The 26487-nt window shown below is 47.9% G+C and carries 20 protein-coding genes and 2 tRNA genes; 6 read left to right on the top strand and 16 right to left on the bottom strand.

The features are described from left to right. Positions 1-134: 134 nt before the first annotated feature. From B2X65_RS04140 to B2X65_RS04070, 15 genes are read right to left on the bottom strand one after another with little or no spacing between them, the layout of a single operon-like run. Positions 135-1580 (bottom strand): polysaccharide lyase, encoded by a 1446-nt coding sequence (locus tag B2X65_RS04140; RefSeq protein WP_290610853.1) that lies wholly within the window; start codon positions 1578-1580, stop codon positions 135-137. After that, positions 1558-2907, bottom strand: a complete 1350-nt coding sequence (locus tag B2X65_RS04135; protein ID WP_290610852.1) for a phenylacetate--CoA ligase family protein — start codon at positions 2905-2907, stop codon at positions 1558-1560. Before B2X65_RS04135 ends, B2X65_RS04140 begins: the two co-directional genes overlap by 23 nt. Further along, positions 2900-4228, bottom strand: coding sequence for a putative O-glycosylation ligase, exosortase A system-associated (locus tag B2X65_RS04130; RefSeq protein ID WP_290610851.1), 1329 nt, complete (start codon positions 4226-4228; stop codon positions 2900-2902). Before B2X65_RS04130 ends, B2X65_RS04135 begins: the two co-directional genes overlap by 8 nt. Then, a complete protein-coding gene (locus B2X65_RS04125) occupies positions 4221-5336 on the bottom strand; it encodes a glycosyltransferase family 4 protein (protein ID WP_290610850.1) in 1116 nt (371 codons plus the stop codon). Before B2X65_RS04125 ends, B2X65_RS04130 begins: the two co-directional genes overlap by 8 nt. After that, entirely contained in the window at positions 5323-6546 is a 1224-nt protein-coding gene (locus B2X65_RS04120) for a TIGR04063 family PEP-CTERM/XrtA system glycosyltransferase (protein ID WP_290610849.1), read from the bottom strand. The genes B2X65_RS04125 and B2X65_RS04120 overlap by 14 nt, the downstream gene beginning before the upstream one ends. Before the next feature lies 1 nt (position 6547). Next, positions 6548-7534 (bottom strand): hypothetical protein, encoded by a 987-nt coding sequence (locus tag B2X65_RS04115; protein ID WP_290610848.1) that lies wholly within the window; start codon positions 7532-7534, stop codon positions 6548-6550. After that, positions 7531-8847, bottom strand: a complete 1317-nt coding sequence (locus B2X65_RS04110; RefSeq protein ID WP_290610847.1) for a nucleotide sugar dehydrogenase — start codon at positions 8845-8847, stop codon at positions 7531-7533. Before B2X65_RS04110 ends, B2X65_RS04115 begins: the two co-directional genes overlap by 4 nt. Beyond that, positions 8844-10070: a TIGR03087 family PEP-CTERM/XrtA system glycosyltransferase gene (locus B2X65_RS04105; RefSeq protein ID WP_290610845.1), complete on the bottom strand. Its 1227-nt coding sequence runs from the start codon at positions 10068-10070 to the stop codon at positions 8844-8846. Before B2X65_RS04105 ends, B2X65_RS04110 begins: the two co-directional genes overlap by 4 nt. Next, positions 10067-11998 carry an asparagine synthase (glutamine-hydrolyzing) gene (asnB, locus tag B2X65_RS04100; RefSeq protein ID WP_290610844.1) on the bottom strand — a complete coding sequence of 644 codons (1932 nt, stop codon included), beginning with the start codon at positions 11996-11998 and terminating at the stop codon, positions 10067-10069. Before asnB ends, B2X65_RS04105 begins: the two co-directional genes overlap by 4 nt. A 2-nt stretch (positions 11999-12000) precedes the next feature. Beyond that, entirely contained in the window at positions 12001-13899 is a 1899-nt protein-coding gene (locus B2X65_RS04095) for an XrtA/PEP-CTERM system amidotransferase (protein WP_290610843.1), read from the bottom strand. Between the two features lie 4 nt (positions 13900-13903). Further along, complete coding sequence (locus B2X65_RS04090; protein WP_290610842.1) at positions 13904-15076, bottom strand: TIGR03088 family PEP-CTERM/XrtA system glycosyltransferase; 1173 nt, start codon at positions 15074-15076, stop codon at positions 13904-13906. Further along, entirely contained in the window at positions 15073-16602 is a 1530-nt protein-coding gene (xrtA, locus tag B2X65_RS04085) for an exosortase A (RefSeq protein ID WP_290610840.1), read from the bottom strand. Before xrtA ends, B2X65_RS04090 begins: the two co-directional genes overlap by 4 nt. A 5-nt stretch (positions 16603-16607) precedes the next feature. Next, a complete protein-coding gene (locus B2X65_RS04080) occupies positions 16608-17636 on the bottom strand; it encodes a FemAB family XrtA/PEP-CTERM system-associated protein (protein WP_290610839.1) in 1029 nt (342 codons plus the stop codon). 8 nt (positions 17637-17644) lie between these two features. Next, entirely contained in the window at positions 17645-18496 is an 852-nt protein-coding gene (locus tag B2X65_RS04075) for an XrtA system polysaccharide deacetylase (protein ID WP_290610838.1), read from the bottom strand. A gap of 5 nt (positions 18497-18501) precedes the next feature. Next, positions 18502-19911 carry a TIGR03013 family XrtA/PEP-CTERM system glycosyltransferase gene (locus B2X65_RS04070; protein ID WP_290610837.1) on the bottom strand — a complete coding sequence of 470 codons (1410 nt, stop codon included), beginning with the start codon at positions 19909-19911 and terminating at the stop codon, positions 18502-18504. 184 nt (positions 19912-20095) lie between these two features. On the opposite strand from B2X65_RS04070, the gene B2X65_RS04065 reads away from it, so the two are divergent. Genes B2X65_RS04065 through B2X65_RS04050 form a run of 4 tightly spaced genes read left to right on the top strand, consistent with a single transcriptional unit; the run spans position 20096 to position 24887 of the window. After that, complete coding sequence (locus B2X65_RS04065) at positions 20096-20731, top strand: XrtA/PEP-CTERM system exopolysaccharide export protein (protein WP_290610836.1); 636 nt, start codon at positions 20096-20098, stop codon at positions 20729-20731. Positions 20732-20777: 46 nt separating this feature from the next. After that, positions 20778-22373, top strand: a complete 1596-nt coding sequence (locus B2X65_RS04060; RefSeq protein ID WP_290610834.1) for an XrtA system polysaccharide chain length determinant — start codon at positions 20778-20780, stop codon at positions 22371-22373. Further along, positions 22370-23296 (top strand): XrtA-associated tyrosine autokinase, encoded by a 927-nt coding sequence (locus B2X65_RS04055; RefSeq protein WP_290610833.1) that lies wholly within the window; start codon positions 22370-22372, stop codon positions 23294-23296. Before B2X65_RS04060 ends, B2X65_RS04055 begins: the two co-directional genes overlap by 4 nt. Beyond that, the gene (locus B2X65_RS04050) at positions 23271-24887 is read left to right on the top strand and encodes a hypothetical protein (protein ID WP_290610832.1); all 1617 of its coding nucleotides are present in this window, start codon (positions 23271-23273) and stop codon (positions 24885-24887) included. Before B2X65_RS04055 ends, B2X65_RS04050 begins: the two co-directional genes overlap by 26 nt. A gap of 36 nt (positions 24888-24923) precedes the next feature. Here the strand turns inward: B2X65_RS04050 and B2X65_RS04045 are convergent, their stop codons facing one another. Further along, positions 24924-25910 carry an XrtA/PEP-CTERM system-associated ATPase gene (locus tag B2X65_RS04045; protein ID WP_290610831.1) on the bottom strand — a complete coding sequence of 329 codons (987 nt, stop codon included), beginning with the start codon at positions 25908-25910 and terminating at the stop codon, positions 24924-24926. A gap of 376 nt (positions 25911-26286) precedes the next feature. Here B2X65_RS04045 and B2X65_RS04040 point away from each other — a divergent pair. Both B2X65_RS04040 and B2X65_RS04035 read left to right on the top strand, forming a co-directional pair. Beyond that, positions 26287-26362 (top strand) — tRNA-Ala (locus tag B2X65_RS04040). Between the two features lie 13 nt (positions 26363-26375). Further along, a tRNA-Glu gene (locus B2X65_RS04035) sits at positions 26376-26451 on the top strand. Positions 26452-26487 lie beyond the last annotated feature (36 nt).

The following is a 26487-nucleotide window of genomic DNA, read 5'->3' as shown; positions in this document are numbered from 1 at the left end:
TCCTGGCCGGGCGAGGAGGGCATTACAGAAAATCCATTTTATTGAAGAAATTACAAAGTATTTTATACCAATAAAGCACAAAAATAGCCAGTTATGCATGCACCCCGTACAAAAAAACTGTAATGCGCTGCTGGCTATTCCGTTGCCAGCATAACGTTGTCAATATACAACGTCATTGGCTGCACAGGCTTAGCCGTGCCGCCATGATAGAAGTTTAACCAAAGCCGTTCAATTTTAAGTTCAGCAGTATCACGAAATCGGATATTAGTTTGTTCAAATACCTGCTGCTGGTCGATCCAGGCTTTTAATACACCATCCGCTTTAGTTGGAGTGTTCAATTTAACGTACTGAGTAATCCGGTACCATTGCCCTGGCTTTATCAGGTTGTCGCTACTATCCCAAAACAGGGTGGCACCATGATTCTGGCCATTGTCGGGATAATAGGCATAAAAACCTAATGGCGTGCTGTTATCAAATTTATCGTCGCTATTAATGGTATCAGCAAACTGACCGCGGGCCGACCAGCCATTGCTGCCATCAGCAGAGCGGCCGCCCCAGCCTGCTTTATTATAGGTGCCGGCTAAACCCGGGAACTTGCCGCCGCCTTTGGTTGCCAGCCAGTTATCTGTCAGATATAAATCGTACTGAAAATATAACGCTTCGGGCTCTTCACTTTGTACTGATTTAAGAAGTAAAACTAAATTGAGCGCCAGATTCTGCGCCGGGTTAAATTCAACTTTCAGGGCATAGTTATCTGGACGTGTCGGTGCAGGAACTCGGTCGCTGAGGCTGCGTCGGTCCAGACTGCTCCAGTTAGCGGCCCAATTGCGCTCAGAAAAGTCCTCGTTGAAAATAATTTGGTTTTTAGTGAACTCCGGTAAAACGTCGGCCTTTGTTGCAGGCCTGGCCAGCCAGAATACGCCAATATTGCTGGAGCCAAATTGTTTTTTGACGGTAAGTTGCAATTCAGCGCTGCCGATACGCTCACCGGCAGGCAGTTTGGGCACAGGAAAACGTAGCAAACTGAGATTCCGCTCACCGGCTTTTAAATTTTTACTATGGCCAAGCGAGCGAAATGTGCTTTCATCCAGATAGCTGTCCATAAGGGTAGTGGTTTTGATAATAGCGCCCGAATTTGTGGTAATTATCAGGGTAGGCGCCTGGCTAATATCCGATTCTTTGCTATGAAAAACGGTGGTGCCTTTACTGTCCTTGCCATGTAATAACAAGTCAATATTCGGTTGGGTGGTGCTGCTTATTTGTTTTACCAGCGCTGTTATCTGCCAGCTTACCTGCTTATTTGTTTGTGCCCGGCTAATCCGCTGCTCAGCAAAAGCCTTGTTACCTAAAAAAACGCTGTTTTGGTCTATCCAGGCACCCATATGCTCATCTGGCCAACTGATATAAGCAGCGGCATAACTGTAGCTGCGGCTGGCACCTTCCAGGTTGTCATTGCCCTCGTGCCAATCAATAGCCACAATTTGCTCTGCGGTTAGCGAGCTTGCAGACAGTGGCAGACTGCAGAACAGTGAAAGGGCAACCAGTACGGCTATTTTACTACGCCAGTTTAGATTCAACATATCGATGTTTCCCATTTGGCAGGCTGGCAATGACGTCCCGCTGTTTCAGTGTAACATTGCAATCTGTTCCAAGGCGCTGTTGAAACTGACTGACAATGTGTGTCGCTAAAGACTCACTCAATGGTGCAACACATACCAGCTGTACTTCAACCTCCGTAAGGCTATGCTGAATAATCTTAAATTGCCTGATTTCTTTTAAATCCCGCAGCACATAAATCAGTGATAAAGCATGCAGTTTATCGCCGGCGGTCGTCAGTATAAAGTCGGTGGTGCGGCCGCTGACATGAGCCAGTATTGGCAGGCCCCTGCCGCAGCTGCAGGGTGTGTCTGACAATTGCCCCATATCGCCGGTGCGATAACGGACAAACGGAAATGCCTGGGTTTGTAGATGGGTTATAACAATTTCACCGCTTTCGCCAGTTGGCAATACTTTGCCATTGTTATCAATTATTTCCACGATAATATCTTCAGCACTGATATGCAAACTGCCGGCCGGGCATTGATGAGCTATAAAGCCGGCATCGCGGGCGCCATAGCCATTAGCAACCGGACAATTAAATACCCGTTCAATAACCGCACGCTGATGTTCAAACAGCATTTCCGAGGTAACAAATACTACTTTAACGCCAAGCTCAGCCAGCGACAGCTGCCGCGCTTCTGCTGCCAGCGCTAACTGGTGAATAACCGACGGATAACCAAACAGCATTTTCGGTTTTAACTGCTGTAATTGCTTAAGGTAGGCCTCGATATGCGCCGGGGTAAATTCGAATGCCGGTAATAGATAGGAGCGAAACAGCGTATCACGTACTTTTTTAATTTTATCCTGTTTGCCAAGTTCAATTGGCGAGCCCCACAGCACCACTTCTGGGTCACCAATATCGACATCCCACCAGCGGGTAGCCCTGAGCTTGGCCGCCACGTCGTGGCTGACCCGGGCTTTACCCATATAGAAAATAAGCGGTATACCACTGGAACCACCGGTATTGTAACGCTGCAATGTGTGTTGTGGTTCGCTGCACAGCGCCTGCTGATTGTCGGTAATAAGTTGTTTGGTTAAAAAGGGCAGCTTGCTTAAATCGGCAATGGTATTGATATCGCTGGCGCTCAGGCCTTCAGCCTTAAAAAGTTGCTGATAATAGGGCGAGCGGTTACTGATATCGGCGATAAACTGCTGCAAGCGCTGTTGCTGTATCTGTGCTATTTGCTGCGAACTTAACCATTGGCTTTGTTCCAGCCTTGCCAGCATCTTATAAGTGGAATGGCCTTTTAGCCGTTCGTGCAGTCGGAACAGCACTTTGCTCACCAATTGGGTGTATAAATTAGTCATTCTGGCGCCTCAGGTGAGGGCTATATGTATCCTGCACATGCCGCTCTGTGGTTTTGAGCTGCGCTTTCTCTTCAGCAAGTTGTTTTCTGACCACAACTTGCAGCGCGACCACGGTGATAACCAGATGAAAAGGCAAGTCAAAGTAAGCCAGCCCCAGAAAGGCGCCGCCAGCAGCATAGGCGATTAAACTGCACTGCAGCATTTTTGCTATAAATGCAGCCCATTTTAAGTCGTCACGTTTATGGGTTAGCTTGATGGTTTGTTTCGCGTTACGCCAGGTGCTGAGATAAATTGCCAGCCATAGAAAAAAGCCAATAAAACCATGATGGCCCATGACCTGAAAATAGATACTATGTGAGTCATGCTTACGATTTGGCTCTGGTGCATACAAATAAAAATTTTCAGCTTTAAAACCGTTTAAACCACCACCGAAGGGCCGGTCTTTGGCCATATTAAAGGCCATTTCCCAGGCGTTAAAGCGGCCTTTAACTGAACCGTCGTAACTTTCCCGATCTGGTTCGATAATGGTGGCCATTCGATCATGCCAACTTTGTGGCATAAACTGATACAGAACGGGGGTCGCCAACAAAATAACCAGTGCTATTGCCAGCTTATTCGGGCCTTTTAACCACAGGAAAAACCCCACCGCGATACAGGCTACCAGACCACCCCGGCTTTGGGTGCCGAGCGCCGCTAATACAATTAAGCCCATGGCTGCTAATAAGCCCAAACGAAGCCAGCGTTTGTCGGCGGGGATCAGATGACGCAGGTAAAATAGTATTGGCAAAATTATAAAGAGAGTAAGCGCCAGCTCGTTATTACCAAAGAAAAAGCCGCCGGTTGGTCCCCAGACCCGTCCTCCACCTGCTGTCTGAATGGTGTAAATACCGCCTTTAATACCGTAAAAGCCAACGCTTAATGCGACTACCCACAGTGCTTGTTCAATCCGTTGTCGGGTGGTAAGCATGGCCAAAACAATTAGTGTCATAAATTGAATTTTCATGATTTTTTCAAACTGTGAAATCACATAAGGGTCTTTCACGCTCATAATAAAGGTAATTACCATCCAGAGATTAAATAGCAGCAAAAACACGATGGGGCTGCTTAGCGGGATCTTTTTCGGCTCTTTACTAAATAAATAACTGACTAAAAAAACTAAACCAATTACTGACGCCACTGGCAGCGTTTGAATAAAGCCCCAGCCGAGGCGGTGCGGCACCATATAACTGATCCAGCACCAGACCAGCACACCGAAAAATGGGCGGCGCAAAATAAACGGAATACAGGCAATAATGACCAACAGAATAAGATAATCACGCATTAGCTTGCTCACATTGTTGGTATAAACGCAACCAGTCTGGCAGCACTTGCGCAGGCTGATATTGGTTTACTTTTAATCTGGCATTGGCAACCAAAGTGGCCGCCAGGTCCGGCTCGGCGATCAGGGACAGCACTGCACTGGCCATTTGCTCGGGCATTGCCACCGGTACCAGTATGGTATCTTTGCCATCATCTACCATAAAGGGTATACCACCCACATCAGTAGAGACCACCAACACACTGGCTGCCATTGCTTCAAGTATAGAATTTGGCATGTTATCGGCCGTACTCGGGTTAAGCATAATATCGGCTTCGGCATAAAGCGCTGCCATTTGCTGCCGATCCAGCTTGCCTGGAAAGGATACTTTGTTACTGAGTTGCAGTTTAATTACCAGTTGCTGAAGTGCGGCCAGTTCAGGGCCGCTGCCGGCAATGCTAAGCCGGGATGAAGGCAGTTGCTTGTTAATAATGGCAAAAGCACGAATCGCTGTGGCAATATCGTATATGGCTTCCAGGTTACGGGTGACCACCAGATGCGGCGCCGCAGTTAAGCTGGGTTTAAGTTCGCCTTTGAAAATGCGGGTATCCACAATATTGGGAATGATTTGGCAGTTTAGCTGATAGTGGGCAAACACCTGTTGCAAAAAAGCACTGGGAGTCACGATAACGCTGGCTTTGCGAAGCGATGGTAATAACCAGCGCTGTTGTTTACTTAAAAACTCTGCTGCCAGGCCGCCGCGGTAGTTCACAATAACCGGTACTTTATGCCAGGCCGCCAGCCAGATAGCCGGTGCGGCAAACAAGTGCCAGGCCCAGCCTGAGTTAGCCATCAGATGCACCACATCACTATGTTTAAACACTTTATGTAATTGCCAGAAGTAGGGAAGTAACCTGCACAGCGCCCGTAATACCGGAATGTTAGCAACCCATTGGGGCCGGTAGGGCGGATTCACGGCCACCAGCTTGACGTTTATCTGGTCTGTCTCGGTCAGTAGTCGCAGTAGTTGAGCAGTTTGCATTGCCATGCCGCCCGCTGGTGGCGGGATGGGCCCGACCAGCGCCAGGGTTAGTGGTGCCCTGGACCGCTTCGTAGCACTACTTGCTCTCACGTAACACCTGCTGATAAACCGGTAAAATAGCAGCGACGGTATGCTGCCAGGTGCGTTCCTGTGCCACAAAGTTGCGGCCATTTTGTTTGATGCGGGGCCAGTCATCCCGGTTAGCCAGTAATTCTGCTAACACCTTTGCTAACTGCTCTGGGTTGTCTGGCTCGAATAAAATACCGGTGTCATTGTGCCGCACCAGCTCGCGATGGCCACCGATATCAGAGGCCACCACTAACCCTTGCTGGGCCATGGCTTCCAGTGGCTTTAATGGCGTAACCATTTCTGTTAAGCGGATGGCCTGACGCGGGTAAATAAACATATCGGCCAGGCTGTAATAACGACTGATGGTACTATGAGCCACCCGTCCGGTAAAAATAACCGCGTCGCCAATATTCAGATTGTTTGCCTGAGCTTTCAGAGCCGCTTCCTGCAAGCCGCCCCCAACCAGCAATAACCTGAGATCAGGATGCTGTGGCTGCAATTGGGCAAAGGCATCCAGCAGAATATGCAGTCCCTCGTAGCGATAGAAAGAGCCGAGAAAACCCAGTACGGTTTTACCCTGCAAATTCAGGCTTTGCTCAAGCCCCTGATCTTTTTCGGTTACCGGGTTAAAAGCACTGATATCAACGGCATTGGCTACTACGGTGATCCGGTCTCTGGCAACGCCCCATTGTTCAATCTGATTGGCTAAACCCTGACAAATGGTGACGACATAATCGGCGCTGTTAAGGGCTTTTTTTTCCAGATACTGGCCAATCCGGTAACGCAAGTCACCTTCTTTACAGCTGCCATGACTTACGGCGGCATCTTCCCACGACGCCCGCATTTCATACACCAGCGGAATAGCAAAGCGCCGCGCCACTTTGGCGGCAGCCAGTGCATTCAGAGATGGAGAGTGCGCATGAATAATGTCGGGTTTTTGCTGCCTAACCATTTTGGTTAATTGCTTTTCCAACTGACGTATGACATCAAGCTGGTTTATTACCGGCAGTTTAGCCAGCCAGCCCGGTTTGGTGCGCTGGAAGGTTAACCCTTCCACCTGCTCCTGCGCTGGCCCGGTTAAATAGTGCTTACTGCTGGTAAGCTGGCGGGTGGTAATATTTAACCGTTGTTGCTGCTGCAAAATGGCCAGGCTGCGAAAAGCATAGCCACTGTGCAGCGGCACCGAATGGTCAAATACATGCAAAACCTGTAACTGTCCTTGTTGCTGCATATTAGGTCCGTGCTCGTTTTCGAAAAATTAGGGTGATTAGCATGACCAGCAGCAGTAATGACAGCAGTAACTCGTAAAAGAATAACACCCAAAGCATCAGTTTAAGTCGTTGCATAGTGTTAATCATATGCAGGTTTTCAGGCTCAGCTATCGCCATTAATGGCGGGAACTGGCCACTGATGATGGCGGTCATTTGCTCCAGATGCGGAGACACTTTTGCCGCAAGTTTAATTAGCAGATGCTCATCATAACTAATATTGGCGTTGGCCCACCACAAATAAAACTGATGCCGGCCATTGTAGTAATAATCCAGGGCCTGGGCATCGTCTTTAAAGCCAAAAGTCTGGTCGGACAGTCTTTTCAGGATGATCTGGCTGCGATCAGCTATCAGCTGCTGCTTAAACTCCAGCACCGACATTGGCTGTTGCTGCTGGTTTAGCGGGTAAAAGCCGTTAAACACGTCCAGCATAATCCAGCGCTTAGCCTGTTGATCCCATATTTCGTTAATGGCGTGGCCATGGCCGCCAAAACCATCAAAGGCCAGTGCCCATTCCCGTGTCGGGATATCCAGCGCATGGCCGAACACATTGATAATTTCAGTGTAATCGGCGCAATAACCACGTTGTTGCTGAATTTGAGCCAGTGTGGTGCTGACATCGGCCTGAATGGCACCGCCGCGCCGACGCTGATCCAGTTTTAATACGGCTGCCTGCTGTAACATGGTTTTCAGCGCATCGTCGTTGTGCTGTGACTTAATAATGACGTCGGCAATAGCGTCTGGCAGCGGGGCGTCTTCCTGGCGAAAAGAGGCCGGAAAGCGATCGCCCGGCCATTGGCTTTGCTCTATGCTGATAACATTAAACACCATCGCATTTCTTAGACGTACTAACTCCGTACCGCTATGGAAATTTGCCACTAACAGTCCAACCGGCAATATCATCATTGCCAGGACGATAAGGCAGCTGCGCCAGCTGACGAGTTTACTCACCAGCATAACCCGATGTAACGGCTGCGAATATCAGATACCTGTTTCAGGTGCACCAGATCTATCAGGGTATGTTCTGCTGTCAGGCCTGCAAGTACCTTTTCAACAATATGTTTATCATTTAACCCCAGCACAATAACCTTATTGTTGGCGAGCAGATGATCAATATCGCTGGTCATTAACTGGCCAATATGCGGTATTGATTCTTCAATATAACGCTTGTTAGCACCCAGCAGTCGCGATAAGTTGACTTCCGGATCAAAGATACTTAACAGCATACCCTTACCAATCAGGAATTCTGCCAGGTCAACCAATGGGCTTTCCCGTAAATCATCAGTACCTGATTTAAAGCTCAGACCTATCATGCCGATATCACGGCTGCCCAGTGCCAGAATTTTTTTGCAGGCTTGCTGTAAATGGATCTGGTTAGACGATAACACATGAGAGAGCATTGGAATTTCAATGTCTGCTTGTTTTGCCACATATTGCATTGCCCGTAAATCTTTTGGTAAACAAGAACCGCCGAAAGCGAAGCCCGGTTTCAGATAGGCGGGGGAGATATTGAGTTGTTTATCGGCACAGACTAAGTCCATCACTTTAAACGGATCTACGGTCAAGCCTTCACAGAGCCTGGCCACTTCATTGGCAAAGGTTATTTTTAATGCGTGAAAAATATTACAGAAATATTTAACCGTCTCGGCAGTTTTGACATCGGTACGGTGATACTGACCAGGCAAATGGCCAAATAAGCGCTGCATTTGCTGATGGGCCGCTTCGTTGTTTGCTCCGACAATAGTAAATGGAGGGTTGTCGTAATCTTTAATCGAACTGCCTTCACGTAAAAACTCGGGTTGGAAACAGATATCAAAATCAACACCGTCTTGCTTGCCGGAATGCTGCTCCAGCAGGCTTTTCAAACTGCCTTCAACCGTGCCAGGCAATAAGGTAGAACGAAAAACAACGGTATGACGTTCCGTTTTACCCGCCAGCGCTTTTCCCAGCTGCTCTGCCAGTCGCAGCACCGCAGTTTGATCCTGGCTACCGTTTTCCTGCGATGGTGTGCCCACACAAATAAATGATATTTCACTGTTATTGATGGCATGTTGCACGTCCTGTGACACGCTGACCCGGCCGCTTTTGGCCATGGCTGCCATCAGTTCTGGCATACCTTCTTCAATAACCGGTGACTGACCGCTTTTAATTAACTCCAGTTTTACCGGGTCGATGTCGACACCAATAACCTGGTTACCATCACGTGCCAGACAAGCCAGAGAGACCGCACCGACATAACCTAATCCAAAAATACTGATGTTCATATTTGCACTTCCCTCTGTGTCAGCTGCTTTTCCTGATGCAAGTTTATACATTGTTGCACGATACTGTCTAATTGTTGCATTGATAAATGCCATTGATGATGCGTTAGCATCCGTTGTCTGCCAGCCTCAGCAAGTTGCAGCCGGTAAGATGGATTACGAATTAATTTTACCAGTGCTTTGGCATACTCGGCCGGGGTGTCTGCCACCAAAAAATGTTGATTAGCCACCGCATCAATGCCGCCAGCAGCCTCACTGCTGCTGACGACCGGTACACCCATCGCCATCGCCTCCAGAATTTTATTTTGCGTACCTCTGGCAATATTCAATGGAGCGACCATGGCAGCGGTATTTATAATATAGGGCCTGACGTCAGGTACCGAGCCGGTAACGACTACACCAGGTAAGTTGGCCAGCGCTCTGATTTCGGCACTGGGCTCTGCACCTACAATATACAGCTTAACATCTGGAATTTGCTCCCGGATAAGTGGCAGGGTGTGCTGGCAAAACTTCAGCATGGCATGCTGATTAGGGTAATAGTCCATCCGGCCAATAAATGAAATACTGTGATGTTCATAAGGGGCTGTGCCGGGGTTAAAGTAGTCGGTATCTACCCCGTTTGGAAACCACGCAGTTGGCACCCGGGTGTTGTAGCTTTGTAAAGTGGCCAGTTCCGCTTTAGTGGTACAGCTGCATAAATCGAAACGGCGGGCGAGGCGCTTTTCTGCCCGCAGCATTTTCTGACCTTCCAGCAAGTAACCTAAGCTTAACGGGAAGGGTTTAAACGAGCGGTAGGTTAACCATTTTTGCGAGTCCATATCACCGAAATCCAGCAGTTTAGGGGTGTCTTCGACGTGACTGACGTATTGGGCAACCGATGAGCAATGGACAAAAATCAGGTCAAATTTATGTTCTTTCAGCAGTTTCTGAATATGCTGCTGTAAATCCTGACTGTAAAAATAGCCCATAGAAGAGGGGGTAAGCAGTGGCAGACGCAGGATCATCCGGGCAAACTGCACCGGCTCTTTCACGACAGCGGCATAATAATGATGGCAATGCGCTTCAATACCTTCACCTTCTTCAGCCTCTGCCTCGTTTCTGGCTAGTGAGGCCACATAAACCTGATGACCTTGTTCGGTAAAGTGGCGGATCATATTAAACGGCCGGATTTTGCCACCACGCTTTGGTGGAAAAGGAAAACGATGACAAACATATAAAATTTTCATAATGACGTCCTGATTGTCTCTGAAATGTGTTCGGCGCTTTGTTTATCTAAATATAACCGACACCAGATCTCCAGATTCATAAGTGCCAGTAAATGATCGGTATGATCTTCCTGCTGGCTGAAATGCTGACTAAGGGTTTGTTCAATGATGGACCAGTTTAATAAGCCGCGTTTCTCAATGGTTTCACGGTTTACAAATAGCCGCAACATGCCAGCCAGTTCTTGCTTCAGCCAGGCTCCTAATGGCGCGCCAAAGCCACGTTTGGGCCGGTCCAGAATACTGGCGGGTAAAATGTCGTTCAGTGACTCTTTAAGCAGGTGCTTTAAGCGACCGTTTTTCATGGTCAAACTTTGTGGGATTTTTACCGCCAGCTCGACCATCTGATGATCTAGAAATGGCACCCGGCATTCCAGTGAGGTTGCCATGGTCATTTTGTCGGTCAGTAGCAATAAATCATCAGGCAACTGGCTTTGACGGTCGGTATCAAACATCCGCCACAAACCCTGACTGGCTTTACTAAGCTGATAGTGCTGCTTTATCGCGTTGGCCGGTGCGCTGGTGTTAAGCAACTGCTCGGTTTGCTGCTGGCTGAATACCTGCATATAGCGCTGATAACGTTCTGCATCGTCCAGCTCTGCCGACTGAATAAAGGCTTTGGTCAGACGCAGAGTATTGAGCAGCTTCGAGTGGCGATCGCTTGGCAGTTTGCCCGCGAGCGGTACCAGCAGTTTCTGGCGCAACCAGGCAGGCAGACGCCGGTATTTTTGTAGATAGTGTTCACCCAGATAACGGCGATAGCCGCCAAATAACTCGTCACCGCCCACACCGGATAAAATAACAGTGACATCTTTATGGGCGAATTCAGAGACCAGATACGTCGTAATAAAGGCACTGTCGGCGATGGGTTCGTCCATGTGCCACAATAATTTAGGCAACAGGCTAACCACATCCGGTTTGACCAGAATTTCCCGGTGTTTGGTGCCAAATTGCTCGGCAACCGCCCGGGCATAGGGCAGTTCGTTATAAAAATTGCCGGCATCACCGGTGTCAAACCCGATGGCGTAGGTTTGCACCGGGCCTTTGCTGTGCTCTTTGCTGTGTTTGGACATCAATGCCACGATGGCGCTGGAGTCGACGCCACCTGATAAAAAGGCACCTATTGGCACATCACTGACCATTTGCATGGCAACAGAGCTTTCGAGCTGGCTACGGATTTTCCGGGTCCAGCTTTGCTCGCTCAGTTGCTCGCTCTGATCAAAGTCAGGTTGCCAGTACTGCTGCTTTTGCATGCCTTTATCAGTAATTAACAGATAACTGGCGACTTCCAGCTTTTGAATTCCCTTGAACATCGAGTAGGGCGCCGGTACATAACCCAGCTGCAAATATTGCTCGAGGGCCTGCGGACACACCTCTGCTTCTATGCCTGGCAACGCCAGAATGGCTTTGCTTTCAGTAGAAAACGCCAGATAACCATTGTGCTGACACAAGTACAACGGTTTGATGCCAAGCCGGTCCCGCGCCAGCAGTAGTTGCTGACGATTGTTATCCCACAACGCAAAAGCAAACATGCCGTTCAGATGTTGCAGGCATTCAACGCCATATTGCTGATACAACGCCAGAATGACTTCGACATCAGACTGGGTTTTAAAGTGGTAGCTATCGGCCAGTTGGGCGCGTAGCTCACGGTAATTATAAATTTCACCGTTACATACCAGCACCAGGCTGCCATCTTCATTGCTGATAGGCTGCTGGCCACCGGTTAGATCAATAACAGATAAACGCCGCATACCCAGTGCGACATTTTCAGCAAGGTATTTACCGCTGTCGTCCGGGCCGCGATGGGCGGTAATATCACCCATTAAGTCAAGCCACTGTGATGGAAACTGTTGCGGTCGTTTCAGGGCGACAACTCCATGAATTCCACACATAACTAGCCCCCCAATTGCTGACGATAGAACTGAGAAAACATCAGCAGGGTCCATAATGCCGAGCTATGGTCGCGTTTACCGCTGATATGCTGTTGATACAGTTGCTGAATATGTTGCTGATTAAATAAGCCTGAATCGGCCAGCGCTTCAGAATTTAACGCTTGTTGCAGGGTTTGCTTTAACGGGCCGCGAAACCAACCCGCCAGTGGTACTGCGAAGCCCATTTTTTTACGATACAGAATGTCGTGCGGTAAGTGCGGCTCCAGCGCTTGCTTAAACGCTGCTTTGCCCTCATTGCCGCGAATATTCATGGCGCTCGGCAGGCGACTGGCCCATTCCACGTATTTATGATCGAGCAACGGCACCCTGACTTCCAATGAATGCGCCATACTGGCCCGGTCTACCTTGGTCAGGATATCGCCGACCAGATAGGTTTTCATATCCAGATACTGTACTAATTTTAATGGATCATCTGTGTTGGCATTAGCCGCGTGACGTTTAAATACTTCTACCGACTGATAGCCGCCCAGTTTTTGCTTAAGCTTAGGCGAAAACAACGCTGCTCTGGCGTCTGCACGCATAATTGACATGGTATTGCAGTAACCGGAAACGGCATTCATAGCCAGTGATTGAAAGGTGGTTTTTGCCCGCACAAACCGTGGCGCCCAGTCCAGTTTTGGATAGACATTACCCAGGGTGCCAAATAGCGGCTGGCGGATAGCTTGCGGCATAATGCCGCGCATTTTTTCTTCATGCAGCTGATAACGGTAGCGCCGGTAACCACCAAACAGTTCATCCCCGCCATCACCGGAAAGGGCTACGGTTACATGTTTTCTGGCCAACTGACATACCCGGTAAGTTGGCATAGCAGAGCTGTCGGCGTAAGGCTCATCGTACAGTGCAGCCAGTTTATCTATTAAGGAGAAGTCATTGCGATCGACCATGCCACTGCGATGATTGGTCTGATACTGTCTGGCGACCTGACTGGCGTAATCACTTTCGTCAAACTGCTGATCATCAAAGCCGATGGAGCAGGTGTTAACCGGGTTATCTTGCTGTAACTGGGCCATCAGCGCGACGATGGCACTGGAGTCGACGCCGCCGGACAAAAACGCACCCAGTGGCACTTCGGCAATCATCCGGATATCTACTGCTTCCTTTAAACGATCCAATAACTCTGACTTCACCTGCTGCTCGGTTAGCACTGCCTGACTGAAGTCGATATCCCAGTACTGAGTTTGCTGAAGCGTGGTGGCTTGGGTTTTATCCAGTAACAGATAATGTCCCGGATTTAGTTTGTAAGCATTGGCATAAATTGTATGCGGCTCTGGAATGTAGCCAAAGGTAAAGTAGTCTTCAATGCCCTGATAGTACAAGCTTTTGTCAAAGTCAGGATGGGCGGTCAGAACTTTTAATTCTGAGCCAAACAAAAATTCGCCGCTGGGCAAAAGACTGTAGAAGAACGGTTTAATGCCCATCCGGTCCCGTGCCATAAACAGCTGCTGTTTATTCCGATCCCAGATAGCAAAAGCAAACATGCCACGAAAATGCTGAACACAGGCTACGCCCCATTCTTCCCAGGCGTGGACGATAGTTTCAGTATCACCATGGGTAGAAAAAATATGGCCGCGGGCTTTTAATTCCACGGTTAACTCAGCGAAGTTATAGATTTCACCGTTGAATACCACGGCAACGTCACCGGTTTCATTAAATAGCGGTTGGTGGCTGCCAGCAATGTCAATTATGGATAGACGACGATGTGCCAGGCCAATACCCGCCTCAAAATGATAACCATCATCGTCCGGCCCACGATGGGACTGCACAGTATTCATTACTTTTAATACGTTCTGGTTAACCTGATCTGTGTTATTTAGCTGTAAAATTCCGGCAATACCGCACATCTGTTTAACCTTCCTGTTGTTTATTATTATCAAGATACAGGCGCCGATAGGCGCTGACCATGGTATCAAGACTAAATTTCTGCTCTGCGCAAGCTCTTGCATTGTCACCGAGTATTTTCAGCCTGGCAGGCGCTTGCTGACATTGCAGCATTAGCTGCTGCAGTTGTGATTGGTTATTGCTGTTAAATAACCAGCCTGTTGGCTCTGTGCCTGGCTGCTCAGCATCTTTTCGCTCAGTGCTCACCAGTTCAGGGTTGCCACCGACGTTGCTGGCAATAACGGGCAGACCACAGGCCATTGCTTCCAGTATGGTATTGGATATGCCTTCTGCCAGCGAGGGCAACACAAATACCGAGAGACCGGGCAAAAGTGTGGCAATATCGCTGCGATCGCCAGGTAACCAGCTTTGGTCAGCAAGGCCAGCCGTGGCCAGTTGCTGTTGCAATTCAGTTTGGGTCGGGCCATCGCCGATAATCACCAGCGCGGTATTGGCCTTAAAAGTGGCGTGCTGCTGGCATAACGCAATATAAGCGGCGACCAGTAGTTGTTGATTTTTAACCGCAGCAATCCTGCCGACGCTGCCAAAAATAAGCCGGTCTGACTCAGCCAGGATTGCAGGTAGTGTGGAAGTAGCCCGTGTTGCCGGTTGAAAGCGCTCAGTGTCGACACCGTTACAGATAAGCGTTATGCGCTCAGCTGCAACCCCAATGCGCTGTTGCAGGTAGTTCAGGCCTTCGCGCGACAGCGAAATATAGCGCTGAATAATGGCTTTAAACAGCCGTTTTAACATGACATATTTTTTATTCTGCCCAGCGAGATCTGTTAAGTCCCAACCATGTTCGCCATGGATTCGCTGTGGCACTCTGGCCAGCGTCGCAGGCAACTGGTATTCCATTGCCGCTAAATTCCGACTATGGCAAACATCGGGTTTAAGCTGACGAATTAACTTGAAGCAACGCCAAAATGAGCTGATATCGTGGCCCGGGCGCTTATTCAGGCAATATATCTGGACATTCTGCCGGGTTATTCGCTGAAAATAAGCAGGATCATAATCGGTTAAGCAGATGATGCTGTGTCGAAACTCGTCAGGCTTTAGCTGGTTAATTAAATTAACCACACCATTTTCCAGGCCGCCGGTACGAAAACTCCAGAGGATATGACACACATGCACGGTCATGGCTGTGAAACCTGCTTAGCCAAATCGACATGATCGGGGCCGGTCGCGTTGGCGGCAATAATCAGTTCCATGCGCTGCTGAAGTGCTTGATTAAGTGCGGTGCGGGCCTGTTCAGGATTATCAGTGTAGCTAACACTTATTGCAAAAAAGCTACCATGCTGGCTAATGTGTAATACTTTGCCAAGCGCCTGCATCGCGGTAATAAGGTAGGGATCGGCAGAGAAAAAGTTGCCACTGCCATACCAGTACCACAGTAGCCTTTTCTGGCCATTAGCTGCTCTTAAATCCATTTCCTGCAAGGTTAACTGCTGATTAGCCACATGCAACTGACGCCGTTCGGCACCGGCAGCAGTCCAGTGTGCTGCCTGATAAGGCTGGTTATGCCAGCTAACCAGTTTTTTATCGTCAGTATGTTGGTAAAACGCCGCGTAAAACCAGATTTTATGCTGTTGTTGCTGCCAGCTACCCGCTAACTCGGCGGAACTGTCGGTAAACTTTGGTAGCATGACCGAACCCGCAACCGGCGTCAGATTTTGCTGCAGTGGCTGTACCTGGTATTGCGGCTGTTGGGCTAACGGCGGTAACAACAGGCTGGTTAGCAACGGCAACAACAATACCAGGGCACCACTTAGCAATACTAACTTAGGAAGCGGCTTTATGTTAGCGGTGCCGGAAGCACTGACTACAGCTTGTTTGTCGGCAAAAAAACCGCCGATAAAGAACATAATAAAAATGACAAGTCCGAAAAACAGCCAGCCATAGATTAAATGATCAACACCGACGGCATGCTTCATATCAGTCAACGAGGCAATAAGCACGATACCGTAGGCACGGATGCCATTGGCCAGAATCGGCACAATAACCGCAGCAATACAAAAAATGGCCTGTTTAACCCGGCTGGTATAAGTCAGGTAGGCGTATAAGGTACCCAGTGCGACTGAGGCTATCAGGTAACGAATGCCGGAGCAGGCCTCTGCTACCAGAAACAAGCCGGTTGGGGTGCTTAAATACAAGCCATCGCGATACACCGGTATTTGGCTAAGTTGTAACGCAAATACGGTAATGTCAGCGGTAATGTCCTGTAGCCAGGGCACCAGGTTTTCACCCATTGGTACGGCGAATAACAGATAAAACAGCGGAAAGCGTAATAGTTTTAATTGCTGCCAGCCACAACATAACCAGAGTAACACCGGTAACATCAGTACGACAGCCAGCTGGGTGACGACATTAACTGCAACGGCGTTGGCAAAAAACCAGATAATAACCAGCAAAAGGAGTACCGGTAAGGCTAAATAAGCAGGTTGCAAAGCGGTAGCCGCGATATGCTGGCGTTTTCGCCAGATTAAAAACAAGCTGATTGGAAAAATTAGGATGCCATGGGCGTAGGTGTCAGAGCGCAGCCAGATGGTTACCATCGACCATAGCGTGTCGGCAAAACAAAGTAGCCAAACTATAAGCAGCAGCGCCAGGCCAACCGCATAGAAATACTTTGGTTTCGCTTGCTCAGTTCCATGAGACTTCAGCATAATTACTACCCCAGATACCTTGAAATTTTTGGTCCGAGCCACTGGCTGACGTTCAGCGGTAGCTTTTGCCACAATTTTATAAATAACTGATACTTCGGATTATTGGGACTTAAATTTGGCAGCTCGGCGGCATTGATCAACTGATATTGATAATGCAGTTCTTCGGCTGCCATTCCCCAGTGCTTTTTGTAGTTGTAGGCACCTGAGTCCAGTTTGCTACGGCCAAAATCGTAACTGTCGCAGTTACGGTCATTCCGGGCATGACACATAAGCTGATAATACATAAAATCGTTACTTTTCAGGTCGCGGGCTGCGTTGACGCCACCGCCATAGTAGGGCAGAACCTGTTGCTGGTAATAAAAGCTGAGCACACTGGATACTGCCTTACCGTCTTTGCGTACCGTCAGGATCTCAGCATCATCACCAAATACATTTAGCAGTGACTGAAAAAACGTTTTACTGAAAACCGGCGTACCGAGATTTCTGACACTCTCAGAATAGGTCTGATAAAAACACGGTAAATCCTGATCGAGAGTCACGTTTAGCTGCTGGTTCAGCGATTGCCGGATAACGGCCCGTTGTTTCTTTTTGATCCCTGCCAGAATGTCAGCATCGGTTTGTGCCAGGGTACACTGAAAGGTCGCATGCTGCACCCGGGTAATTAATTGATTGTTTTGTGGTTTGCGATAGCGCAATTCCAGATGATCGACGCCGAGCTCGTTAGCCAGAGTGATTGCACTCTGTTCAAGATGGCGTTTAACGTCTTCTTCGCCTAAGGCGCCGCCATAAACACAAAAAGGAGTAGATACTAAAGCATCACCGAATAAGCGACTTTTTACTCTGGCAAGCGGCAACACGCCAACGATTTGCTGATCTAATGTGGCATACAGATAAAAACCCTGATGGCCGAGATCTGCCAGTACCTGTTGCCAGCCAGCAAGATGAAAAAAACTACCATCAGTACTACTTTTGACAAACTTATCCCAATCCGCACTGCGCTTATCGGCCAGTGCTAAGCCTGATACCTGATACATGCTAATCCTTAGCGTTTAAAATAAGGTTGGTACACTTCGTTAACTGAGCGCCAGTTAAAATCCTGCAGCAAACACCCTATTTTGGTTTCCATTCTGTTTAAATTAACATAGTGCCGAAACCGCGATTTTAGTGGCGCACCAGCGATACGCGGTTGCTGCGGATCAATTTCCCAGGGGTGGCAGTAAAACATGTAAGGTATGTTTTTTTGTTTCAGATAGCGTGAAATAAGGCGCCGGGTTAACCAGTAAGGCAGCAACCGAAAATAACCACCACCGGCGATAGGTAATTGTCGTCCCAGCATCGACAATACGGGCATAGGACACTCCCAAATGCCTTCTTTACGCAAATAGGGTTGTTGTGGCCAGTCCGGGGTGCCGTACAAATCGTGAATAACAGGATAGGTACTGGAGCTGTATTGATAGCCGGCTTGTTGCAACGAGGCGAACGCCCATTCATTTTGTTTACCGATAGAGAAACTTGGCGCCCGGTAACCTGTTACCACACTGCCGGTGATGTCTTCCAGAAGATGTTTTGCCCGGCTGACGTCCTGGAAAAATTCTGCCGGACTCTGGCTGGTTGCCTTACTATGGTTATAACCGTGACTGGCGACTTCATGGCCGCGCTGATGAATGTCTTTAACCAGTTCCGGAAAGCGTTCGGCCACCCAACCCAGCATAAAAAAAGTGGCTTTTGCCTGATGGGTATCAAACAGATCGAGCAACTGTCGGGTATTATTTTGTACCCGAGCGGGCATGTTGTCCCAATCTGCCGGGGCAATAGTGCGTTCAAAAGCCGCTACATGAAAATAATCTTCAACATCCACTGTCAGCGCACTGAACACGGAACTACGTTTGTTCATTCCCGTTAGCGCCCCTTACCGAATAAGACAATTTCTACCGTTCTTACCAGAATGGTTAAATCAAGCAACAAACTGCGATGTTTAATGTAGTAAAGATCGAATTTTAATTTTTCCATTGAATCTTCGTCGGTAGCCCCGTAAGGGTATTTTAGTTGAGCCCATCCGGTCAGTCCTGGCCTGACATTATGACGCTGACTATAGTAGGGGATGTTCTTTTCTAAGGTACAGACGAATTCGGGACGCTCTGGTCTTGGGCCAACAAATCCCATTTCGCCTTTGACGATATTAAGTAATTGAGGTAATTCGTCTATGCGATATTTACGAATATAGTAGCCTACACGCGTGACTCGCCGGTCATTTTCTGACGCGTACTGCGCACCATTTTCCTCTGCGTTGACACCCATACTTCGAAATTTGAGTATATTAAAAAGCTTACCGTCAACTCCGACCCGAACCTGCCGATAAAATATTGGCCCGCCATTTTTTTTGCCATCTTCTAAATAAATGAGAAGGGCAGTGATAAGCATTATAGGCCAGGTTATCAATAACATGCATACAGCCAGAATAAGGTTGAGCTTATAATCCAGACTTGTTTTAAATCTGCGTGCTAAACTAAAACCGCTACCATAAATTACCCAACTGGGATAAATTAAATTAACTGCTATCTGCCCGGTTTCTCGCTCAATAAAATCAAGAATTTCGACAACTTCAATACCACTACTTTTACATTTAAATAAATGTTCAACCGGTAGCATGTTGCGGCGTTCGTCACACGCTATAACCAGTTCATCGATTTTGTTGTCGACCACAAATTTAAAAAGGTCATTCTCGTAGTCAAGACTGATTATTTTTTCAGCCGGGATCGTTGCTGTAATGTCACCCTCTATTTTTGCGAAACCAACAATTTCGATATAGCGTCTGTCTACGTCGCGGCGCATTCTTCGCTCAATAATTGAAGCTCGCTCTCCCGCACCCAGAATTAAAACCCTTCTGCGGCTTATCCTGGTAATGTCATGGTAGTGAAATAAAGCCCGGAAACTGGATAAACTAAGCATTGCCAGTAAAGATGAGATAGCCAAATAGAGTGAGCCGATATGTAAAGACGGTAATAACAGAAAAACAATACCTTCCAACAACAAGCCACTAAGCACCAATGTAATTAAAACACGCTTGAGAATACCGCCATGACTTTCACGTAGCTTTTGATCATAGAGGCCAACGGAAAGTGCGCACAGCATCACTGCGGCAGAAAAGATAATGGCGTTAACAACCCGAATTTCCAGCAGGGTTTGAGGATTGAATTGATTATAAATATGGCTGGCGATTAAACTTGAAATACAAAGCAGAATGAGCTCACCAACTAAGAAGAGCTTTTCGGCAAATGTACTTTTTCCATGTCGGCTATACGTGCCCATAACGACTTCCTTGTGCGTTTGTTGCTTGTGCAGCGCTTTCAACCTTTACACTATAGGTTGTTAATTTAGCCTAATTACCGTGCAAATTCTAGGATAACAGATAAATTAAATTTTGAAAAAAGGCCTCACAAGAGTAAAGTTTTGCGTTATATTAATCTCGCAGCAAACAAAAGGATGCGTTTTTATGATTGCGAACCGACTCTTAGCGGCACTGGTAATGGTGCTGGTTTCACTAAGTACGCTCACTGCCTGTTCCTATAGCCGGCAACTCCCGCGAGCCACCGTCCAAGAATCGTTGACAACTTCGGTGTCAAATTATCAGTATCTGGTGGGCCCTAACGATAGTCTGACCATTTTTGTCTGGCGCAACCCCGAGTTGTCGGGCAGCTTTATTGTCAGGCCGGATGGCAAAATTTCCACATCACTGGTTGAAGATGTGCCTGTCAGCGGTAAAACACCCACACAGGTCGCGCGGGATATGGAAGAAATACTGGGTAAGTATATCCGTGATCCTGTGGTGACAGTTTCAGTAACCAACTTTATCGGTCCATACAGTGAGCAGGTAAGGGTGATTGGTGAAGCTACCAATCCGCAGGCAGTCAGTTACCGGGAATATATGACGGTGCTGGACCTGATGATAGCAGTAGGCGGCCTGACAGAGTTTGCTGATGGTAACGGGGCTAAATTAGTGCGGACCAGCAGCGGTGGTCAGGTAACGTACAGCCTGAGGCTGGACGATTTGATCCGCGATGGCAATATTAGTGCTAACGTCGATATTCTGCCTGGCGATATCGTTATTATTCCTGAAGCATGGTTTTAGTTCTTAGTACGCTGGCAGTAATGGAGTGGTTGTTCATGGAGGATAAATGAGAGAATTGCAACAGGCGATAGAGCTGGTTCATACCTATTTGCAGGGAATTTGGCTGCGTCGGCGCTATATCGTGATAACAGCCTGGCTGATTTGTCCTGTCGGTTGGTTTTATGTGTACAGCCTGCCACCAACTTATGAGGCCAGTGCCAGATTGTTTGTGGAAACCCGCACTTTTCTGGAGCCGTTGCTGCGCGGTCTGGCGCTTCGCAGTAATACAGATGAAGAAATAAAGTTGATGGCCAGAACGCTATTAAGCAGGCCAAACCTGGAGAAGATTGCCAGAGCGACGGACCTCGACATTCAGGCCAAAAACGAGAAGCAGTTTGAAGCGCTAATTGATTCGCTGCAAAGTCAGATTAAAATCTCAGGTTCCGGCAGAGAAAATATCTACGTTATTTCTTATAGTAATCCTGTGCCCCAGCGAGCGCTGAGTGTGGTGCAGGAAACCCTGAACACCTTTGTGGAAAACCGCCTAGGCTCCAGCCGGGCCGATTCGCAAGCGGCAGAAAGCTTTTTAAACAGTGAAATTACCGAGTATGAAAACCGCTTAGTGGAAGCGGAATTACGCCTGTCTGATTTTAAAAAGAACCGGATGGCAATGCTGCAAGGCAATGAAAGTGATTACTATAGTCAGCTTACTCAGGAGAGGCGTCAGCTTGAGGCGGCGAGATTAGAGCTTAAAGAGCAGGAAACCCGCTTAGCTTCTGCCAGAAGTCAGTTAACAGGTGAGGAGCCGGTGTTCGGTGTAATGCCTTTTGCAGGAAGTTCCGGTGGTGGGGTAGCAACCCAGTATGATGAGAGGATCCGCGGTTTAACGGCGCAATTAGATGGCTTACTTATCCGCTACACTGAAAATCACCCTGATGTACAGGAAACCAAACGGTTGCTTGAGCGTTTAAAAAGTCAACGTGAAGAAGAGCTGCAGTTTATTGCTGCCAACTCGCCGCAAGGCAATACTGGCAGCAGCTTTAATCAGAATCCGGTTTATCAGGAGCTACGGATTAACGTCGCCCGACTGGAGACTGAAGTGGCATCGACCCGGGTGAGAGTGCAGGCGTACGCGGATAAAGTTGATGAGCTGGAGAGTAAGTTGAATTTAATTCCGGAAATTGAAGCGGAATTTACCGGCCTGAACCGCGATTATCAAATTACCAAATCAAAATATGAAGCCTTGCTGGGTAAGCGCGAACAGGCAGAATTGTCGCGCCGAGCTGAGGCGACAGAACAAGATGTGCAATTCAATATAATTGAACCACCACGAGTGCCTTTGACGCCTTCGGGACCGCCGCGCGGCTTGTTTTACACCGCGGTGCTGTTGTTTGGGGTAGCTGGGGGTATTACCATGGCCTTTTTACGCAGCCTGATTTCTCCGGTATTGTCACGTGCATCACAACTGCAGAGTATTACTGATATTCCGGTATTTGGGGTGGTGTCTCATACCGAGAAAAGCGCTATTTTAAAACAGGTGAGACTGCATTTTATTTATTTTACTGCGTTAAGCGGCGCTTTAGTGTTGTGCTATCTGGCCTTACTGAGCAATGAAATGCTGTTCGGCCGTTCAGCCGAGATGTTGTTAAGGGTAATCCGATGAGTACTATTGAAAAAGCGGTAACCAAGCTGAATCGCGATAGCGCCGGGCATGCTGAGAACCATGCTAAAAATAGTGATCTGCAAACCGAACAGCAGACCGGCCAGCAGACAATAGTACAGCGTGCTGCTGAGCAAGACGTAATATCTGCACAAGCGGAAGCGTTACAGCATCCGGATAAACAGGACGGTTCAGCGTATACTGTACAGCTCGATTTAGCGATGCTCGAGAAAAAGAACTTTGTGTCGTTGTCTAAAGATCGTCGGCTGATAAATGAAGAATACCGGGTCATTAAACGTAAGCTTATCAATAATGCGTTTGGTGCATTAAGTAAAACCCTGGAGCATCCTAACCTGATCCTGGTCAGTAGCTCCAGGCCGGGGGAGGGCAAAACCTTCTCTGCCATTAACCTGGCGCTGAGCATTGCGCTGGAGCAGGATAAAACCGTATTACTGGTGGATGCGGATGTGCTGCGGCCCAACGTCAGTAAAACACTGCATATCAGTCACCATTTGGGGCTAACCGACTATTTACAGTCAACCAGTGTCACGGTTCCCGATATTCTGTTAAGTACGAATGTTGAACGACTGAAGATTATTACCGCAGGTTCACCACATCACTTGTCGACCGAGCTGCTGGCCAGTGAGCGCATGTCGCAACTAGTTGATGAATTTGCCACCCGTTACCCTGATCGGATAGTGATATTTGATGCACCACCATTGCTTGGAGTGAATGAAACAGCGGTTATGGCAGCGATGTGTGGTCAGGCCGTGATCGTGGTGGAAGAAAACCGGACCCGTCTGGCTGAAATAGAACAGTCGGTTTCCTTACTGCCTAAAGAAATGGCGGTAGGGTTTTTAATTAACAAAGCACACCGCAACCAGGGAAAAGGTTATGGTTATGGCTATTATTATGGCGCAAGTTAAGGCGCGATTTTTATTACCTGCAGGTATGTTGCTGATAGCTGCGGTAGCAACGTTGACGGCAACGGCTGCAGAAACCGAAATATCACCGCAGATCCGGGCCAGCACCTATGCGTATGATATAGAGCAGTTTGATAGCAATGGCGCAGGTGACGGTGTGGCCATTGCCTTGTCGCCCTCTATCGATTTTTTATTTAATTCTAAAGTAGTGCAAACCCGCTTCAGCTGGCAGCATGAGTCGTTGTTTTATGAAGACGACCAGCGGCGCAACAGAAGTTATGACGAATTTGCTTTTAGTAATATTGTCTCGCTGTTTAGCGAGCGGTTAACCTGGGGAGTTAATGCCCGCAATAGTTACCAGGTACGTAATACGCAAAGTGGAGTATTCAGCGATAAAATTACCGCCGGCGGTGAGCTGAGTGAAGCCACCACCTATGGCAGTTTTATTAATCTGAATACCGCATCGTATAGTGATTTAAACGCTGCACTGCGAGTGGAATACAATCACAGTGAATACGACCAGCCCGATATTGATGATGGCTTGCCGGCTTTTGACAATGACAGTTATCGTGCCGGTGTGCTGCTGGCCAGTCGTGATCGTTCGCGCACCGCGTTTTGGCGCTTAGAGGGCGCTTTGGGAAGAACGCAACGAGAGCAACGCCGTGATTACGAAAACCGGGCGGCAGAAGCCGTAGTTGGCGTACCGCTGTCATCCCGGTTATCGTTGATTGGTCGTGGTAGCTATGAGTTCACTGATAATAATAATTTTTATCGGAACGAATTTAGCGCTTACGGTGGCGGTATTGAACTTAAGCTGGGACGCGTATCCTGGGTTAATGTGTCTGTTAACAAATCGACCAGCAAACGTTTTGATGAGGAAGATGAAGATAACACCTACTGGGCTACAGAGTTTTACCTGGCTCCCAGTCGTCGTTCTTCTTTAGAGGGCTCGTACGACCGGCGTTATTTTGGCCGGACCGCCAGTTTAGCCGGGCAATATAATATCCGGGCGTTAACCGCGCGGCTAAACGTATCTGACACGGTGAGAACTCAGACCTCTTTAGATCGGGAGCTAACCGATTTAGGCATTTTTGTCTGCCCGATAGGCACGACCGAATTTACCGATTGTTATCGTCCGCCCAATGCCAATTATACACCACAGCCTGGGGAGTCTTATCAGCAGGTTACTGACGTGGGCGTTGAACTCGATCAGGAGTTAGTACTTCGCCGCTCAACCAGCTTTGCCCTTGGTTATACTAAACGGCGCTTAAGTTTGAATTTACTGCTAAATGTCAGCGACATTGACTACGTAGAACGCAACGATGAACAGACCAGTCGCAGTATCAGCTTACAGACGGGTTGGCGTCTTAATGAGCGAAGCAGTATTAACGCGGCTTTGCGGATTTATAAGTTGGATTATCAGGTTGCTGACCGTCAGGATGACAATATTTTGTTCTCCGCCGGGTACGAACTGACATTAACAGAGCAGTCGGAAATGTCATTATCGTTACGCCGGACAGAACGAAACTCCAGCATCGACCGTTTTACCGCCAGTGAAAACCGGGTATGGTTAAGCTACATTTATAGCTTTTAGTATAGCTTTTAGCCACTAGCGGCAATGGGGTCGCTATTAGTTTTCTTTATGTGGAGTATCTAGCAGCTGTTTTTGTTTTTTCAGCAGCTGGTCAAGCTCTTTTGCCAGCCTTACTTTTTGCTCTAGTGAGCTATCTAGCAGCGCACTAACTTCTGACAATACCGCAGCATTAGAGGCTTTGGCTTCTGCTTCAGGCTTGGGCGCATTCTGGTTAGCCACTTCCTGTGACAGTTCAGTGATTACCGCCTGCAGATCATTTTCACTAATGCTGGTTAGCTCTTCCAGATAACCATAAAGCATGACTCTGTCCATCAGCAAATTAATTTTTCTGGGGATACCCCGACTGAATTGCTGAATATGAGGGTAACAGTCATCTGCTATCAAACCTGGCTTTGCGCCGGCTTGATTGAGCCTGAATTCGATGTAGGCCCGTGTTTCGTCAGTTTGTAACGGCGTTAAATTTGATGAAGCAATAATGCGTTGGCGAAACTGCTCCATATTAGGTGCCTGAATAATCGGGTTTAATTCGTTTTGGCCAAGTAAAAAACTTTGCAGCAGTGGTTTACCATTTACCTGAAAATTTGACAGCATTCTCAGTTCCTCAATGGACTCCAGAGGCAGGTTTTGTGCTTCATCCACAATGAGCAGGGCACGACGATGCTGAGCATGCAGGCGCTTTAAAAAGCTATATATGGCATCCAGATAACTGGCTTTGTTATGTTCAGTAACCGCCAGGTTGAAACTGGACGCAATCATTCTGATCAGGTCATCGGGATCCAGCTTGGATGTCACTATCTGTTTGGCAACAATTTCGTCCTGATTAAGCTGATTAAGAAGCTGATTGGCGATAGTCGTTTTGCCGGTGCCAACATCACCGGTAATGACGATAAAACCTTCGCCCTGCGTTAAGCCATACTGCAGGTAGGCCAGCGCGCGTTTATGCAGTTTACTGGCGAAAAACCAGTTTGGGTTTGGGGTGAGCTGAAAAGGACGCTCTTTTAAACCGTAGTAAGACTCGTACACAATAATATCCTTATCAATGATTGAGCAAACATCGCAACCGCAACGGGTCAGTGCTGATGGCTGCTAAGCAGATGTACACTGGCTGTAGTGTATACAAAATAAACCCTGAAAACGACAATTGCGGCTGATTTAGTATAAATTACAGCAGAGCCAACCCTGATACATATCCAGTGTGCTTTTTTGAAAGGAGTGATGGAATCTTATCAAAAATCAGCAGGCTGGGACCCTGGTTGTGTTAATTTTCGCCTGACAGTTTAAAAAATGGCCGAACACTATTTTGGCCATAAAAAACTGTTGACACATTTACGGTGTCACCCTAGAATGCGCCCCGTGTTCAGCGATAACGTTAAGGCGAAATGGCTGGGTACTAAAGTGTGGGGCTATAGCTCAGCTGGGAGAGCGCTTGCATGGCATGCAAGAGGTCAGCGGTTCGATCCCGCTTAGCTCCACCAAGATTTCCAGTGCGTCCCCTTCGTCTAGAGGCCTAGGACACCGCCCTTTCACGGCGGTAACAGGGGTTCGAATCCCCTTGGGGACGCCACTTACTTATTTTAAATAGGGAAGTGCAGTGTTATTG

Origin of the sequence: Arsukibacterium sp. UBA3155 (assembly GCA_002364615.1) — a bacterium.
In the GTDB taxonomy this organism is placed as follows: Bacteria; Pseudomonadota; Gammaproteobacteria; order Enterobacterales; family Alteromonadaceae; genus Alishewanella.
The sequence above is the reverse complement of the archived record's forward strand: the minus strand, read 5'-3'. Positions and strand labels throughout refer to the sequence as shown.